The sequence below is a fragment of the Acinetobacter sp. V116_7 genome (assembly GCF_056735735.1).
This window is the reverse complement of record NZ_JBWZIF010000027.1, coordinates 64,712-81,638: the sequence shown is the minus strand read 5'-3', so window position 1 is coordinate 81,638 and position 16,927 is coordinate 64,712. Positions and strand designations below refer to the sequence as shown.

Genomic DNA, 16,927 nt, shown 5'->3' with positions numbered 1-16,927 from the left:
AAGCACCCAAATTGGATGCTATGTAAGAATTTCAAATTAACCTTCAGAAGTACTTTGAGTAATCTGATTTGTATAGTTCCAGACTGTGTTTTCCCATACATCACGTACAGCGACACGAATGTAATATGGGGTTGTTGGTTGTAAGCCTCCAAAAGTAGTTGTTAAATCTGTGCCGGTCCATATAGGCAGCAACTGTGTCGGATCAAAATTAGAAGTGCTGCTGAGCCATACCGCATAATCTTTAAGGTCTGGTACTTCGCTAGGTACCCAATTCACTGTAATAGAATCAACCGTAGCAGCTGTATAAACATTTAGGAGCACTGGCGGTACTGGATTACTAATACTTAATTCAGCATAGGTACTGAACTGGTCGCCGTTCTTACTGGCTACACGTATTGTATAAGCTCGGCCTACTCCATCCGTTTTAGCATCTTCAATCGAATAGCTATATTCCGTATTGGTTGTATCTACTTCCCGAATCATTGCACCATTCGACCAGATCTGAACACGATAGCCATCTGCACCAGTTGAGCTTTGCCACTGAACTTTGAACGTGGTACCCACAAACGACGATTGAAGTGATAGGCCTTTAACACCCGCAGGACGTCCACCAGATAATGTATAGCTATAAGCCGTAACCTCATCTAATGTTTGTTCTTTACGCTCAAGACCATTAAAGCTAGTGAATTTTAAGAAGATCTGTTTACCCACCAGATTTTCATTGTATGGATATTCAAAGATAGCCCGATCAAGGCGTATAAATGGCTCACCAGCATTATGAATCTGACCATCATCAAAACGTCCACGCAGAACATCACTTAAGGTATATAGACCAGATCCGTTTAAGGTAGCTACTTGGTAATTAAAGTACTCGTCACCAACTTTACAAAGAGTTTGGTCAGCTTGAGCATCTTCTAAAGTGCCACTAAATATTTGGCTAACTGTATTAAGTTCTACCTGTAGAGATGTGTCATCTGCATCAATTGCCGTAACCAATTGGCCATAACGTGCAGAACCGTAAATAGTGCCGATCATTTCATAAGTCGTATTATCTAGACTGGCCCACACGTTGCAACCACCCCAGTTAATCCCACCCGAAACAGCAACCCATACTTGATTCTTACCATCTGTCAAATCTAGTGGGGGTTCAAATATAGCTGGCGCGTTCACATTACCTGGTTCTTCATTACCACCTTGATAGCCATTTGATGCTTGAGAGTCATATTCAATAGCGGATCTTGAGCCTATAGCTAACTCTTCAGCTGTAACAGTTAAACGCCCCTCTTCATCTTCTTCGATCCTTTTAATACGTACCGGGAATTTATCAAGGCCCAATCCAGCTTCAGTTAAAGTAAGAATATCCATCGGCTCAAGTCGGCAGTACTTCCATCCCAAATCAAATTCATATTCATTACGCACATAAAGCAATCGTTGTAAGCGAAGCTGTGCAGCATGACGGGCTATTTTGGGCTCACAGAAATAATGACATTCCTCAGGATCTTCAGTTCGCAAGCCGAACATTTCAATGTTTGCTTGATCCTTGGCCTCAGTAGTTTCTGTGTTGTACTGGTTATATCGATTGATGTATTCAATCTGCACATGATTATAAGCATCTGTGTCACGGCTACGGCGTACTCGTACCGGCTCATCATCACCAATGAAGTCATCATCAGTTAAGTGATAAACCGGTGTGAGATCTGGATTAAAAGTAACTCCGTTTCCAGTAATTGCAGAATCACCAAATGAACGGATCTTTAAACCATCTGGACTTGGCACCACAGCACAATTTACAGCCTCAACAATCTCATTAATTGTTTCATAAGCTGGTCGTTGTTCCGTGAATGCTGGGCTAATTAAGAGATTTGCAGCACGGCAATAAGTGCGGAACTCTCCTAAATCGGCCATGTTTAAATTGGGTGCAGCTCCGTGTCGCGGATGTGTAATAAAGTCTTCAATCACATCAGCGGGATTAGCATCATCAATCGTGTCTGACAGTGTAATAGTGCTAATCACTTCAAAGTTATGATTTGAGAGGCTGGCGCTATTTCCCATTTCATAATTAGCAGCTGCAACATACCCTAAATACGGATAGTTAATTGCCTGATCTGGATGTTTTGAAACCAACCAACCCCAAGGCGGATTGTTATTCCCATCAAATAACTCAAACTTAAGTTGATCGATTGGATCTAGAGTAATAGATCCTTCCTGCTTTGAAATGTACTGATCTTTATCTACCCAGATCAGCCCAATCTTCTTAATTTGGTTCTCACACAACCCAAGCATGAGCGAAGCACTGTAACTAAATGTCGTGTTACTGGTTTTAGTACTTCCCCCTTTACCACCAGATTTAGTTACCGTGGTGTGAGGTGTTGCTAAAAAGTCACCGTACCAAAACATATTAGCTGCAACACGGGTTTTACCATACACAAGAGGCTGACAAAGCCCGTATGCTGACTGCTGGATTCGCATTGAGTTAATACGGGTATCCGTTGTACTGATTGTAGTACCGCCAAATAATCCACCCATTATTTCAGCCTCTTCATACGAAAAAACCCGGCAATTCGCCGGGCTAAACTTCCTTTAGTTCCATCTTGGATAATGACTCCCTGATGGAGATAACTGTGAATGACCTGCGGCCATTCAATGACAATTGCACCATGACTAATGCACTTGCCAAATTGATATAAAACGATGTCACCCGGTTGCGGTGGTCCTTCTACTGGATCACATACACCTAAGATGTGCTCTAAATATCGCTGTCCCATCTGGTGCATGTGCCAGTCTGGTGGATATGGTCTTGGATCTAAATGATCCATGAGCCCTACTCTCTCAAAAACCTCACAGATCAAAGTTCCACAATCAACTCCCACCCCCTTAACACGTCCTTGGTGGTGGTAAGGTGTTCCGAGCCAAGTCAAAGCCTCTTGAACAGCTTCTAAATTCTTCATATTCCCTCAATAAAAAAACCGCAGAAAAGCGGTTTTTTACATTGCTGTAATCGCGAGTAATTCTTGATCGGTTAATTGTCGATTAAAGAATTGGATTTCTTGAATTATTTGAGTACCGTTAATTGTGTAAGTTGATCCAGAAGAACATAGATAAAGCCTAGTTAGATCTAACGCTGAACTGAAACTTAAAGTCTCGCCAATTATTCCATTGATTGCTGCTTTCGCTGAAGACTTACTAAAATTTATAGCGATAGTGCTATTTTCTGATGGTTCTGAAATATTCCAGTACTTTTCCCCACCATTGTCTTTTAAGCGTAAAAAGTTAGGTCTAGAACCGTTCTCCATTCGACTTAAGAAAATACCATTGTCTCCAGTAGCTTCAAGAAATTGAAAGAATGGAATGATGTTAGAAGCAGTCAATCGACGGTCAAATACAGCCTTGGGGAAGCTTTGTTTAATAACAACGCAGCCAACTCCGCTATTAAACAAATTAGCAAGTTGGTTTTCATTTACTTTAATTAAGTCACTTGAATATGCTACAGAAGAAACACCTGTTTCGATTTTGGTCACGCGTTTACGGTTGCCAGATCCAGAATATAGGCAGTAGTAATTTAAAGTTCCATTAACTACCAAACTTAGGCTCAAGTTTTGGGTTGCAGCTGTTGAATTCACATAAACTAAAGGTGAATCTTGTGTGGCAGTTCCTAACGATACCCCACTAGAAAAGAGTTCTACTGAACCATCGCCAAGGCATTCAAGTACTAAAGCAATTTTAGTCCCTAATGAAAAAGATAAAGATCTATTCACAGGGGTGAAACTATTTTGCAATGAGTTAGTAAAACCTGCCTCAATTATGAGTCCCTTTCGCATTGTAGATGGGTCTGTGCTTAATCTAGGCAAGTTAGCTGATACAGTTGTGTATTCCAGCAACCCATTATATGAACCTGCAACATTATTTCTTGTGCAACTGATTAAATCTGTTAAAAGAACATTAGATGGTCCAAGCTTGTAAGTTTTATCTCTAAAATCTAAATACGCAGTTTGTCCTGCCAGATTTAAGTCTGTTAATTTCTTAAAACGGATCTTCTCAGATGATTTAACTAGAGTTCCCATAAATTAATCCTCAATTGATACGGTCGTTGTGTCAGCTACTTTTAATTGCCATCTCGGCGAACTTGCTTGGTCCGTAGTGAAAATACATCGCATCTTGAGGCCAGAACCCTCAAGCATTGGTAAAAAGGTAGGTTTATAAAGATTTGGATTGCTGTTTGTCACAATTGATGTTTGGCTTGAGACAAAGTTATGCATGTCTTCACTTACTGCAAAATGATAAGCATCGGGGGCATCGACATGAATCATCGCAACCAGCTTGTTACCGACAAAACGCATATCAAAATGCCAAATTGCAGTACCTACAGGAAAACCTGACAATACAACTTCAATTTTTGCTGACCATTGGCAACTTCTTATGTCACTTGTAGTTCTGTAGTACATCTTCCCATTGCTGATTGAATACATGTAAAACAAATCATTAGTCGGGTTGTACACAATATTTGGGCTAAGCATCTGGTCCAGCTCAATACCATCATTAACTGTGTAGGCATTTCTGAGCCATACATAATCAGACCAAGTTTTTCCATCTGAAGTATATTTAGCAACAATTTCATTTGTAATTTGATCTTCTGTTGTCTGGCCGTTATAGCGCAAAGTTCGACGCCAGAAGAAAATTAAATCACCACGCTTAACGTCATAAACAAAACCAGAATCTGAGCAAAAGCCACTCGTAATTTGTCCAATTTGTTGAGGATCCCTATCAAATGGAGTCGGGAAGTCAGAAATTAGTTCCCACGTTTTTAATTCTGGATCGTTTGAACCATAGATAAATGGTAATTCAATATTTTCATTGGTATTTGTATAGGGATTTAAACCAAGCCAATATTTATAGCCCGCCATTTTTTGTTCAAACACAATCAATTGCGGATGTACAACCCCAATATCTAAATTCCAGCTCGGGTCATAACCAGCGATTACAACTCGCTCGGCTGGAACTGTTAACTTGATAGAGTCAACCCAATTCCTCCCTAAAGTAAAACGCTGTTTGCTCATAAACTTTGGAACGGGACAAATATATGAACATGCTGATCTTATGTAATTGAGTCGATCTAAATAATCACCAACATAAATGTCTCGCTGCCCTAAAGTCTCAATACGTTTTAATTTATAACCGTCATCAACTTCACTCATTTTTGAGTTCAGAAGTTGAAACATTTCCTGAACAGATTCATCCTGACCATGAATATATAAATGGCCATTTTTCTTTGTATAAATTAATGGTTCAAAATCTGTATCAACTAGTGTTAAGGGATTTTGGAGTGTACTTTCATTTTTGATTGAACTTGTTCTTTCATTTAGGTTGTCAATCAACTGATTGATGGAGAGATCCGAATTAATACTAAATAACTGTCCGTTTTTATCGATCCAAAAGATAGATACATCATTTAGCATATCCATTAATTGAAATGGCATCCCTCCCTTTACTACTTTAATGGACTGATCAAAGTAATTTTTAGCTTCTTTTAAAGCTGTCCCTCCTGGATCATAGTCATTCTTCTTAAGAATTGTTCCATTCCACGTATAAGAACCATTCTTTGCTGTATCTGGATCACTTCCAACTTCAATGATTGTCCCTGCTGGTAAAGATGATTTAATCGTATCCGCTGTAGCATACGTATCAACCCCGTAATGCCCTGCTCCAATAGCTGAGACCTTTCCATCTAGTGCACCAATGAAATCGATGAGTTGCGTTTGAGCTGCCTTAAATCCACTTTCTGTAACACCTGAGCCCACAAAGGCTTCCGCATTTGGTAATTCTGCCATTTCTGATTTTCCCAATAAAAAAGCCCTGCATAAAACAGGGCTAAAGGTAAATATTTTGATTAAATTGATGTTTCAGGAACCGGTACAAATGGTGCACCACGGAAACGAGCGCGGTTATTAAATCGATTTGTACATGTATCAAGCCGCTTATCACAACCCGGAAAAACCCGAATTGCTTCATCGATAGCAGGCATTTCAAGAAGTGGTAAAGTTAGTAGTAATGCACCCGATTCATGCAATCGAACAGTACGCTTAATACCAATATTTGCTCCCTCTAGAAACTCCACTACTCCTTGAGTAAACCAGCCCTGAGGCTGACTTAAATTGCAAAGGACCCGATTAGGTGTACTATTTGCTCCAATATTCGTCTTTACGGCGAAATCTGCGCTTAGTAAGCCACACGCATTATCAAATAAGGTATTTAAGCAACCGGGTGTATATAAGTTCCTAGGCATCTGAAGCTTTAAATTATCAACATCAGAAACCACGCTTGCGTTTATTACATATCGATCTAACTCAGGCTCAACAATTCTGCCATCAAACAAAATCAAAGTACCGGCGCTAGTGTCTGTTGGAGTATCTATATCCATAAAAATACGTTCCAACTTAAACCGGGCACCATCTAAAATTCCATTATGGAATGCTTGTGCGACTGGAACATCACCAAATTTAGTGGATTCATTTGTTTCAATAGTGATAGACAAATTGTCAACTTCAATACCTAAAGAAAGGCTAATACCATCTCGACTGATAACCGGTCCATCAGAGCGAAACTCCTTACCATTTACTGTCAGGTTGAAGTCATAACTTGTATAACGATATTCAACCCCTTGAATGGTGGTAATCGTATATAGATCCGCCATGATGAACTGGTCTGCATCCAGTAAGGCGATAAGTTTAGGTGAAGCTTGTCTCATAACTTATTCCCCAAAGTTCCGATTAATTCAACTTTTTGCGCCTTCCAAAGCTTATGCATAAAGTTAACGTATTGCTGAGTATCATCTTTAAAGCGGCAACGATAATAAAAAGTTCCTTTAACAGTAACTTTTTGTCCCAAACTTAAAGGTTGAGAAAATATAACTCGACCATCGGATTGCAGACCAAAACTTGTCACCCACATTAGTTCAGTGTTTGAAGACCACATAGGCTTCCCGCTTTCGGGCTTCCACATTAAGGGATCAATACTTTCTGAAGAATCAGGTTCCGTATTACTAAGAAGTAATTTAGTATTTCCAAGTGCTTTGTAAACTTGAAAAATCCTAGTAACACCATCTCCTTCAAGCGTACAGCTAAACTCATTATCACCCGGCATCTTATATAGAAAAGAATCAAAAGAACCTCGACGATCTAAGTAAAAACCTTCTAAAGTCTGTAATTCTTTTTTCCCATTATTTTCACGTAAAAAAGCATAAGATAATGAGATTTCATATTTAGGAACTGCCTGAAAACTTGCTCTAAGTTCCCGACCATTAACGGATGTCATGATTTTGGTATTGAAAACCGGAGTCTTCGAAAGATCCCATTCAAGCCCGGGCAATTCTGGAAATAATACGTTTGACACTTATACCCCCTTATTTACCATTCTTACCGAACCCACGAGCGTAACTATTCAAACCATTAGCGACCGCACGGCCATTTTTCTTTAACAAACGCTCAATACTTTTTGCATCAATTGCGTTGATATGAATACTCGGTCCAGCTCCTCCGCCTTCGGCAGCTGCAGCCGCTCCAAAACTTGCACCACTACGCATAGCTTTACCCATTTCACGAATAGTATTTGCATGTTGAGAAGGTAAAACCATTTCGTCTTCATGTAGCTGGGTGACTGGATTAACACCTGATGGAATGTCATAACCGCCTCGAGCAGATTTGATTTTGCCAGCTAGGCCTGCTACTAAACCGAACGCAGCAGCACCGGCACCCACGGCGAGAACTGGACCAATGTAAGGAATAGAAACCATGGCTTTAAATGCACCCGCCATCGCCTCCCAAGCTGACATCATGATGCCTTTGACCGCTTCAGCAGCTTTTAAACCTAAACGAGTTAAACCACCTGCAGCTGTAACACCAGTTCTTGTTGCTTCACCTGCGATCGTTGCCCCCGTTTGAGCCGCTTGACCGGAAGCTTCGGCCGCCGTTTCAGCACCTACGAAACCAAGCTTTCGAGCTAACTTAATCGCTTGGATTCTGAGCCAGCCTTGTAGCTCTTTAGTAGCCGATTGCAATGCAAATGCGCCCATATCAGCTAATACCGCTTTAGTTGCGTTACTCCATGTCAAAGTACCATTCATAAGTGACTGAATACCCTGTTCCCAAAGGTTAGAAAGTCGAGAAGTGAACCCACCGAACTTAGCCTCAAAGTCTTTCATTTCCGCATCACTGATTAAGCCCATAGACTTGGTGTCAGCAACTTTCTGATCTGTCTCTAAATCAGAAATATTGTTTGTGATTTGGTTTTGATTACCTTGCTTGCCACTAATACCGGTTTGCTCGTTCTCAAGTGCTAAACGCTCTAAAAGACCTTGCCGTTTAATTTCACGTAATTGATCTTCGAGCTGTTTCTCTAATTGAACTTTGCGAACGTTTGAAATTTTCTTGGCATCATATTCAGCTTGAATCCGTGCCGCCTCGATTTCATAAAGGCGCTGTGCTTGCTGTTGATAATTGTCGATCTGTTCTTCACGAGCTTTTTTGTACTCCTCAAACTCTTTTAAACGGATAGCAATGATCTTGTCTGAAGCATCCTTTTCGGCTTTGACTTTTGCTGCGGCTTTTTCATCGGCAGTCATCTTAGATTTTTCAATCTCATCTAATGCCTTTTGTAGATCTAAAGCGACTTTCTTTTCTTCAGATGCATATTTATACCGAATATCAGCTAGTGCTTTAGCTGCCTGCTCAGCTTGTCGTTGTCGCTCTTTAGCCTCTTGCTCAGCTTTAGATTTTGCTGATGATTTAGATCCGCCTTTGTCATCTTTAACACCTGTACCAATGCCCTTATTGGTACTTGGTGGTGGAGCCCCAATACCCAGCTTTGGAACACTTGGTGTTTCTATTGATTTTGTAGGATCCTTATACACATAGTTGGTAATTTTTTTACCACCTGCTGATGTTACATCTAGGATTTTTTTACCAGCAGTAACCAGTGAATTTGCCGCAGTGGTTGCTCCATTATTCCAAGAATTTTTCAGGTCGTTCATTCGACCTTTCATTTGGTTTGTATAGCGCTCAGTTATACCGCCAAGTTGAGATAATCCTCCTTCCCATGCAGCCTTCGCACCAGAAAAGTTAAAATGCAGAATGTTGTTGACCACACTACCGAAAGTTTGAAACTTAACTTGAAGAACATCTAAACCGAATTGAATGGTATTTCTCACCATGTCAAAGCCAGCCATTAGACCATTAAATGCAATAATAAGGGCTTGGCAAACTGTCACAACAACGGCGCGGATAATTGCAAATGCTGATTGAATTACTACCTGTAGACCAGTTGCTACAACTCCCAAAGCTCTTAAAGCTACAGACACTGCATCCATAAAACTAATTTGTGAAACTGAACCGTCTCCAATGTCACTAGTTAAATCTTTCCAAATCCCCCCAATGGTATTGAAGATTTCACCTACAACACTAAAGAGGCTTTCAAGTATTCCAATGATTGACTTTATTGAATCATCAATTCCTTCTTTTGATTCAACGGCAAAACCCAAAAATCTATTTGCCAGATCATTTAATGCTGGCGCAGCTTGGGCCGCTAAACGTGTTAAAACACCTTGTAAGGTTGATTGGATAGTCTCAAGCGATGTATTAAATTCTTTAGTTGCAGCTATAGCATCATCACTCATGATCACGCCTAGATCATGTGCTTGTTTTGCATATTCCTTTAATTTTTGACCATTGTTATCTAATAAGGGAGCTAATAAGGTCGCATCGTTTGCAATTGCTTCCATATAAAAAGTCATTTCAGCTTGTGAGACATTAGCCTTCTGTAAAGTCTGATAATACTTTTCAAGGATCTGAGGACCTGATAAACCCTGAAACTCTTTTGCAGTTACATTAACTTTTGGAGCAATCTTTTCAAAAAAGTCGGCCATTTCTCCGCCGCCAGTTTGCATAAAATCGCCAAATTTATCGTTTACATCCTTCATGATGTCCGATAACTTATCTTGCTCTACATTTACTTTTTTTGCTGCAAATGCCCACTCTTGAAATTCTGTAGTATTTGCATTAGCTAAACGAGCTTGGATTTCTAATTCTTTTGAAGCTTTACCCACAGCAGATACAAGATCTGGAATTGCCGCCACACCATCAGCCACACTTCTAGCAATTTCCTGACCTATCCCAAGAAAGAACCCACCTTTAATTAGTGAGAATCCGCCAGTTAAAGAATCTTTAATATCATTGCCAACATTCTTAAACTTATCTGAAATATTATTGGCAAATTTATTAAGCTCCGATCGCACACTAGTTAGATCAATCTTAAGATCAATACCTTGACTAGCATTTTCAATTTTCTTTGAAGAATCTGATACTATTTTTTCTGCATCTTTCATCCCCTCTTTTAGTTCAGAGGTCTTGGCACCGACATGAACTTCAACACGGTTATTGTTTGCCATAACTTCCTCACAGGCATAAAAAAGCCCCTTTGAAGGGGCTACGGAGAAACAAAAAAGCCTTACAACTACAAGGCTTTAAAAAGTTAATTATGGCGAATTAATTAGCCATATTTTTTTGCGAAATCTTCATCAGAACTACAAAGATAGAGGATACCTTCGATAAACGCGATAAGTGCTGGAATAAAGGTCCAGCAGAATATGAGATATAAAATACCTTGGCCAACTCTACCCAAATAGAATTTATGAGCCCCAAATCCACCTAGGAGCAAAGCAAAAACGCCAGCAGCCACCTTACTTTTTCGCCCAGTAGTTCTAACATCTTGCTGTCTTACACCACATTTAGGGCAAATTTCTGCACGAACATCAATTTGTTGGCCACAGGCATAACAAAATTTTGTTTGAGTCATAATTTCACCAATTATTATAAAGTCCGTACAATTTAACAAACTGGTTACTTAATGTCACATTAATATTTATAAGGGCGGCCTTAACCACCCTGAGAGAAACTTTCTAAAACTTCTAGCATATCATCCTCTTCATCATCTGAAACAGTGATAGCTTGCGGAGTTTCTTCGATACCCATGAAAGCTTCTAAAATACGACATAGACGTTGTATTCCTATATGTGCGGGAGGGTTACTTTGCTGATACGCACTTAATGCTCTTAATCTGGGTAGATCCATTTCATCACGTACATAGTCGTAATCTTTACCCATTGTCAGCACTAAATGCGTGTACAACTCCTCCCAATCTATTCCCCCGAGCCACCTGCTGCGCTGTCATCATTCCCTTTAAGACCAGACACAGACATTACAGCTTCCATAACTTCAGTGAGTTGATCCATATAAATCATTTCAGCAACATCATCCCGTGTAATATCCGGGTAATTTCGTTTAAGAGACTTAAACGCAACATCTATCACAGTGCCAACATCATCGGGCTTAAATGCTTGAAGAGCCGGCAATAACTTTTCAACCGCGCCAAGTGACAATGGAGCAAATACAAATGGCTGCCCATCAATAATAATTGTAGATCCACGTGGGTTTTCAACTTGCTTAAATTCCATTTGGTATTACTCCGATAAATCGATTTTGAAAACACGGTTTAGATCATCAGCCATAGGCTGGAATTCAAACTCAGGGATGTCGTAATCGTCCTGTTTTGAACTGAATCCAAGCTTGTTACTGGTACAGCGGTAGAAATTCATGTGCATGAACTTGCCCTTGTAATCCCTCTGAAGATCTAGGGCAAACTCAGGTGTATAGCCCATATCCAAGTTAGATACGGTGATTGACTTGCCCCCTGCGACCGTAGCGGAATATCGGAAGCTAATAAAAACCACTTTCCCCACATCCGCCGTTGCAAATGTATATGCCCCTGTTGCAGCATCTACGCTGTATTGCCCCGCCGTTGGAGCTGAAGCAACACGTTTAAGTGGAATAGCTTTTCCATCGGTTACGCCTAGATCTTTTACAAAGGTTCCACTATTGGGAACGACTGGAGTAACTAAACCACCTGCTGGAACGATTTCACCATTAATGGTTTGAGATACTGTCTCGATTCCACCTTCCGCAACAACTCCACCGAAGAAAATAGAATTTAGTAAGGTTCCGTTAATTCGCCCAAATGAAGCTTTGCCTTTAATTGAGCCTTTACCACGTGCAGCATCTACGGCGAACTGCCCACGGCCAAAGAGTTCTTTTAAATCGAAACTAATATCGACACCTACCGACTGTAATACCCCTACTTCTACAGGTGTAGGATTGCTAATCGGCTGCCCGAAAACGTCTTGAATCGGTGTAGCAAAGATCTTGCCGGCACCAAATAAATATTGAGCCATTTATTTTGACCTCTCTAAAATGACAAAACCGCCATAGAGGCGGTCATTAAATGAATGTTTTGTTAATTGGTTGTGAGGATCCGGATAGGAATAATGGCAATCGCCTGATCATCCAGCATGTTTTCTACTGCTTCATATACTTCAACCGTGCCTTCGATCCAGCAATGTTCCACCAAACCACCTAAGGTTTGATATTCGCTAAATTCTGGATGGTCTGGCTGAATAGCTTCACGTACACGATCGATAAAAACATTCATCTGTGATGATGGAGGTTTATCTCTATCAGCCTCATGGATATAGAGATATACCTCGGCGGCAAGTTCAACTTTTGCATCTAAACCATGTACTGGTACTTCTTGCTGATTGCCTTGTGTAATAAACATGGCAGGTCGTTCATGAGGCAATACATTATTAAAGTGACGTAAACGGCGACTTACCGTAATTAGCCCTTCTACCCGTGTGCTTAACTGATCAAACAATGCTTGATAGATTGCTTCACTATCCACCTGCTATACCCCTCTGAACTGCTGCATCAATATTTTTCGGTACAATCTTGGCTACCATATCCAGTGAATCACGCATGAACCGTAATTCCCTAAAACGAACATTCCTTGAATGGGCTTTAATATTGACTTGAACTGGAGATATAGGGCGACCAAAAGCCTGTTTGATTGTTCTAAGGTGAGCTTTCACCCCCATAGATCCATTTAAACCAAACTCATGAGCAAAGGCATAAGGTACCAATGCGCCACCAGCCCCAACCGTTCCCTCTATCGAATCTTTATCCTCATCAACTTTAGATGAAACGGAACCACGTAAACGACCTGACTGAACCTTCAGCCTTTGGCCACTCAACATATCTTCCTGAATAGTTCGCTGTAATCGTAAAGTAAGAGCAGTAATCGTGCGTCTTACTTCAAATCTAATGCGATCATTCATCTCATCAAAGTTGACTCGAGTCTCAACACGATTATCACTCATTGCCTATTTACTCTTTTGCGGAGGCTACAGATTTCTTTGGTTCAACCACTTCGACAAAACGCTCAAAACCTAAGGGCTTTAAAATATGGATAATGTCATTATCAGATTCTAAAACGCCGTTTTTGATATCTAGGCTTTGACCAGCAATATCGATTTTTGTTGGCTTATAGCCTTCGGGTGCCTGATATTTAAAAGGCATGTGATTCTCCTATACAACAAAAACACCAACGCCTAGACGATTAGGGTTTGTGCCTTCATCATCAATTGGAATTGAATTTTTTAAAGCAAGATAGCGCTGACCATACATACTTAGATCATAGAAAGCTTCTTTCGATGAGCGGGAATAACTCACGCTTTGGCCCGCAATAGTCATGCTCGAAGCGGTACCAAAAGCAGCACCATTGCCGCTAACAGTACCAACTTTAAGGATATGTGCTGCATATAGACCTACAGCACGTTCCTTTAATGCCCCAAACTCAATTTGAGATACAACCAGATCTGCTTCTTCTAATGCATCCTGAATTCTCTCATCTGGCAAAGACAATAAACTCGAGTCAGTCGAGAACTTCTGGCGAAACGTTTGTACGTCCATATGTCTACCTTATTCCTTAGCCTGAGCTAACTTAGCTTGTAGCTGCTCAATTGTTTCATCATCACTGAACGTTACTTCAAGCGCTGTTAATTCAGCTTTCACGGCGGTCAAAGCAGCTTCATCTGCTGCCTTAGCGGCGTCACTGGCTGCATCCGTTTGTTTGCCGCCTTTACCACCACGGCCGCCTGTTCTACCTGCTACTTTAGGCTCTTCGTCTGGGGTTTCCTGAACTTCAAGCTCACCTTTTTCAACGAGTGATTTAAAGGCTTTACCTTTAGAAATACGTGTAAGATCCACAGAACTAACTTTCACAGTTTGTCCCAGACCAACTTGAATCCCATCAAAAGAAAAAGCGGCCTGAGAGCCGCTGTAAGTAATTTTAGGCATATTTAGTTTTCCTTATTCAACATCGTAGTAGCGTAGAGAATCGACACGTTTCAAATAGACACCTTCATACATATAGTGTCCTGGTGTACGCATCACATAATTGATAGGTTGAGCTGCCAAGAATTCCAGTTCATTACAACGGAAAGTAATACAGCTTGGATCACGACGGTAAATAATGCTTCGGTCAGTACCACCCTCACCTTTACCCTCAAGCATACTTTCAGAGGTGAATGTCAGTGTTTTACCTTGCATTGCAAAAGTGTTCTTTTCCTTAATGTACTCAAGGAAGGTTTTCCCTGCTGAATCGGGAACGATACGGCTAGAGAGAATAGTGAACTTATTCTCAGGCATTACGAAAGTATCTGGTTGAATACTGCCATCGAACTTTGAAGCGTTTGAAGCGCCTTTAATGGCTTTGTTAATGTCTGCAAGAACAACTTCAATAGTCGCCGTTGCATAATCAACCGTAGAGGAAATAACTTCTACACCTGTCTGATTATAGAAACCAAGTAAACCCGTTTCAGGCTCTCCAAACCATGCAACGTCACTCATATGGTTTTCATAAGCTAATCGAGCAGCTTCAACTTTATCAGTCGTTAACTGAATTCCAGCTTTTAGAGCTATTGCAGCTTCAAAAATACTGATTTCATAGCCAATTACACCCGGCTGTACAGTAAGTTTTACTTCGTCATAAACTACTTCTGCTAAGGGCACATCGTTGCCAAGACCAGAGAAACGCTTACCACGGCCGATACCTTTCTTACGCTGTAAGACACTTGCGGATCCCATTACTGCGCCGTCTAATGACTCAATAGGCAAATATTTTGCATAAGCTTGAGCTTCAGCAAGTTGCGGTGTCATTTCATCAATTGATTCAAGCTTCAACAATAACTTAGCAAAGTTATCTAAATTGAATGCATCACCTACAGCAGCTTGAACACCATGGGCTACAGCAGTTAAGCGAATTTTCATCCGTTCTAATTGTTTTGACATTGTTTACGCTCCACGTAATCGAAGAATTGCTAAGCCATCTGGACCAGAGATGGTTTCCCATGAGGCATTCGGTAGTTCCGTAGAATCTAACGCTGCAGAAGAAAGTGAACCTAGCGGCGTTTGAGTAGTTGGGTTCGCGGTACGCACATAAACCTTTGCTTTGATATCAATAACAGGTGCAGTAGGCTTCACCCAAATTGAACCGATTTGCATGACAGGTGCACAGTCCTTAGCTTGATAGGCCTCTTTACCTAACGCATTTTTTCCTGTTTTACCGACGTGCTGAAAAACGACTACACCAAACTTTGTATTGGTTGCTCCAGTTACTGCGCTAACTGTTTTTCCATCGGTAGACTGCACGACCACTTCACCGTCATTTACTATGCCTGTACCAGTAACTGGTAAAGACAGAATTTCTTCAGGCATGTGCAGGCGTGCACGCATACCCGGAATAGCTTGAGGGGTTAAAGACATTGTCATCTCTCCAGTTTCTTAGAAGCTTTTCTTCCAAGCTTCTTTCTTGTTGTTAGATTTAGGCTCCCCATCATCTGGTTTACCATCACCTGATTGAATGTTCTGTTGCTTATGAAGTGCATCACCTACAGGATTTGATGGGTGTGTTCCCTTCACAGCAGACAAAGCGCGGAAAGTTGTGTCGATCTGATCAGGCTTAGCATCGCCTACTGATACGCTGCCCAATAAAGCAGTTACCAACGCATCACCCGCTTTAGCCGCAATTACATCGCGCTTGATTTGCTCACATGTGCAGCCTTCGGTTTTAACTGTTGGCACCAATGCTTTAGCATCAGCAATCACTGCAGCACGCTCGGTAGCAGCTTGTTCAAGTTTTTCAGGCGTCATCTGGTTCTTTTCCAGATCACCGACTTTCTGCTCAAGCGTGGTTTTATCGGTATGCAATTGATCTACAACCGCTTGAACGGCGTTTAGTTCATCACCGATTGAAAATTGCTTATCACCAACTTTTAGCTTTGCAGCTTTTAAATTTTCGAGCTGCTCTTGCTGGATCTTCAATGCATCCGCAAAAGGCTTGTTATCGCCAATGTCAAAACGCATACCGTTTACAATTACTTCCATTGTTTTCCCCTCTGGTGGAGTTTGCTTTTGGTCACCGATGCGGCAATCACCACCACAGCGCCCGTATTTAACAAGTGCTACGTGATTGCCAATAAAATTGATAAATTTTGCTTGGTACACCGTGCCATCTGGCGCCGTGCCCTGCTCTAAAACTAATGTGGCTCCATAACCCAGCGACATTTCTAATCGCTCGTTGTTCTGGATTAAATCAATGCTGTCCTTATCTTTAATGAGCAAATCGCCCAATAGATATTCGCCTTCTTGGCGGACATTCGCACAATAGCCAATGTGATAGTCCTTCCAGTTGGCTGCATTAATTTCATTCTTGGGTGGGTGATAATCTGTAGCATCAGCACCATCCCAACTTTTAATCGCTGCCGACTTAAAAAGCTCTTCTGCAGGTGTGTAGACGTTAATCGTCTGATCTGCTGAAAAGCCTTCTAAGTTTGGGAACTCATACGCATAGTACTGACGTACCTGAGGTGCTTTACCTAAGCGAACGTTTACGCATTTCAAATAACCTTCTGGTGTATATGAACGTGTGGATTCGCTTGGCGCAAAGTCACCTACCTTGAAGCGGTAAATGTTTTTCATAAATTGCGCTC

Annotated in this window: 19 protein-coding genes; all 19 read right to left on the bottom strand. The window is 41.0% G+C overall.

The features are described from left to right. Positions 1-36 precede the first annotated feature (36 nt). The 19 genes from AC1PJP_RS12995 to AC1PJP_RS12905 all read right to left on the bottom strand — a co-directional run bounded on the left by AC1PJP_RS12995 (position 37) and on the right by AC1PJP_RS12905 (position 16,916). Positions 37-2,526 (bottom strand): phage tail protein, encoded by a 2,490-nt coding sequence (locus AC1PJP_RS12995; RefSeq protein ID WP_479767158.1) that lies wholly within the window; start codon positions 2,524-2,526, stop codon positions 37-39. Continuing rightward, positions 2,526-2,948, bottom strand: coding sequence for a C40 family peptidase (locus tag AC1PJP_RS12990; protein ID WP_479767156.1), 423 nt, complete (start codon positions 2,946-2,948; stop codon positions 2,526-2,528). Before AC1PJP_RS12990 ends, AC1PJP_RS12995 begins: the two co-directional genes overlap by 1 nt. A gap of 36 nt (positions 2,949-2,984) precedes the next feature. Continuing rightward, the gene (locus AC1PJP_RS12985) at positions 2,985-4,061 is read right to left on the bottom strand and encodes a hypothetical protein (RefSeq protein WP_479767144.1); all 1,077 of its coding nucleotides are present in this window, start codon (positions 4,059-4,061) and stop codon (positions 2,985-2,987) included. Positions 4,062-4,064: 3 nt separating this feature from the next. After that, complete coding sequence (locus AC1PJP_RS12980) at positions 4,065-5,825, bottom strand: hypothetical protein (RefSeq protein ID WP_479767126.1); 1,761 nt, start codon at positions 5,823-5,825, stop codon at positions 4,065-4,067. A gap of 59 nt (positions 5,826-5,884) precedes the next feature. Then, the gene (locus tag AC1PJP_RS12975; RefSeq protein ID WP_479767124.1) at positions 5,885-6,742 is read right to left on the bottom strand and encodes a DUF2163 domain-containing protein; all 858 of its coding nucleotides are present in this window, start codon (positions 6,740-6,742) and stop codon (positions 5,885-5,887) included. After that, positions 6,739-7,386 carry a DUF2460 domain-containing protein gene (locus AC1PJP_RS12970; protein WP_479767122.1) on the bottom strand — a complete coding sequence of 216 codons (648 nt, stop codon included), beginning with the start codon at positions 7,384-7,386 and terminating at the stop codon, positions 6,739-6,741. The genes AC1PJP_RS12975 and AC1PJP_RS12970 overlap by 4 nt, the downstream gene beginning before the upstream one ends. Before the next feature lie 10 nt (positions 7,387-7,396). Next, entirely contained in the window at positions 7,397-10,435 is a 3,039-nt protein-coding gene (locus AC1PJP_RS12965) for a phage tail tape measure protein (RefSeq protein ID WP_479767120.1), read from the bottom strand. 101 nt (positions 10,436-10,536) lie between these two features. Then, positions 10,537-10,842 carry a TM2 domain-containing protein gene (locus AC1PJP_RS12960; protein WP_045126645.1) on the bottom strand — a complete coding sequence of 102 codons (306 nt, stop codon included), beginning with the start codon at positions 10,840-10,842 and terminating at the stop codon, positions 10,537-10,539. Positions 10,843-10,922: 80 nt separating this feature from the next. Next, positions 10,923-11,150 (bottom strand): hypothetical protein, encoded by a 228-nt coding sequence (locus tag AC1PJP_RS12955; RefSeq protein WP_479767118.1) that lies wholly within the window; start codon positions 11,148-11,150, stop codon positions 10,923-10,925. A gap of 35 nt (positions 11,151-11,185) precedes the next feature. Further along, positions 11,186-11,500, bottom strand: a complete 315-nt coding sequence (locus tag AC1PJP_RS12950) for a hypothetical protein (protein WP_479767116.1) — start codon at positions 11,498-11,500, stop codon at positions 11,186-11,188. Positions 11,501-11,506: 6 nt separating this feature from the next. After that, complete coding sequence (locus tag AC1PJP_RS12945; RefSeq protein ID WP_272273265.1) at positions 11,507-12,274, bottom strand: hypothetical protein; 768 nt, start codon at positions 12,272-12,274, stop codon at positions 11,507-11,509. 62 nt (positions 12,275-12,336) lie between these two features. Continuing rightward, complete coding sequence (locus AC1PJP_RS12940; protein ID WP_479767114.1) at positions 12,337-12,780, bottom strand: hypothetical protein; 444 nt, start codon at positions 12,778-12,780, stop codon at positions 12,337-12,339. Continuing rightward, complete coding sequence (locus AC1PJP_RS12935; protein ID WP_151799082.1) at positions 12,773-13,255, bottom strand: hypothetical protein; 483 nt, start codon at positions 13,253-13,255, stop codon at positions 12,773-12,775. The genes AC1PJP_RS12940 and AC1PJP_RS12935 overlap by 8 nt, the downstream gene beginning before the upstream one ends. Positions 13,256-13,262: 7 nt before the next feature. After that, positions 13,263-13,454 (bottom strand): hypothetical protein, encoded by a 192-nt coding sequence (locus AC1PJP_RS12930; RefSeq protein ID WP_151799083.1) that lies wholly within the window; start codon positions 13,452-13,454, stop codon positions 13,263-13,265. Between the two features lie 9 nt (positions 13,455-13,463). Beyond that, positions 13,464-13,847, bottom strand: coding sequence for a DUF4054 domain-containing protein (locus AC1PJP_RS12925; RefSeq protein WP_479767112.1), 384 nt, complete (start codon positions 13,845-13,847; stop codon positions 13,464-13,466). 9 nt (positions 13,848-13,856) lie between these two features. Next, a complete protein-coding gene (locus tag AC1PJP_RS12920; RefSeq protein ID WP_479767110.1) occupies positions 13,857-14,234 on the bottom strand; it encodes a hypothetical protein in 378 nt (125 codons plus the stop codon). Between the two features lie 12 nt (positions 14,235-14,246). Continuing rightward, entirely contained in the window at positions 14,247-15,227 is a 981-nt protein-coding gene (locus AC1PJP_RS12915; RefSeq protein WP_479767108.1) for a major capsid family protein, read from the bottom strand. Positions 15,228-15,230: 3 nt separating this feature from the next. After that, entirely contained in the window at positions 15,231-15,701 is a 471-nt protein-coding gene (locus tag AC1PJP_RS12910; RefSeq protein ID WP_479767106.1) for a structural cement protein Gp24, read from the bottom strand. Between the two features lie 18 nt (positions 15,702-15,719). Next, complete coding sequence (locus tag AC1PJP_RS12905; RefSeq protein WP_479767104.1) at positions 15,720-16,916, bottom strand: DUF2213 domain-containing protein; 1,197 nt, start codon at positions 16,914-16,916, stop codon at positions 15,720-15,722. Between the last annotated feature and the right edge of the window lie 11 nt (positions 16,917-16,927).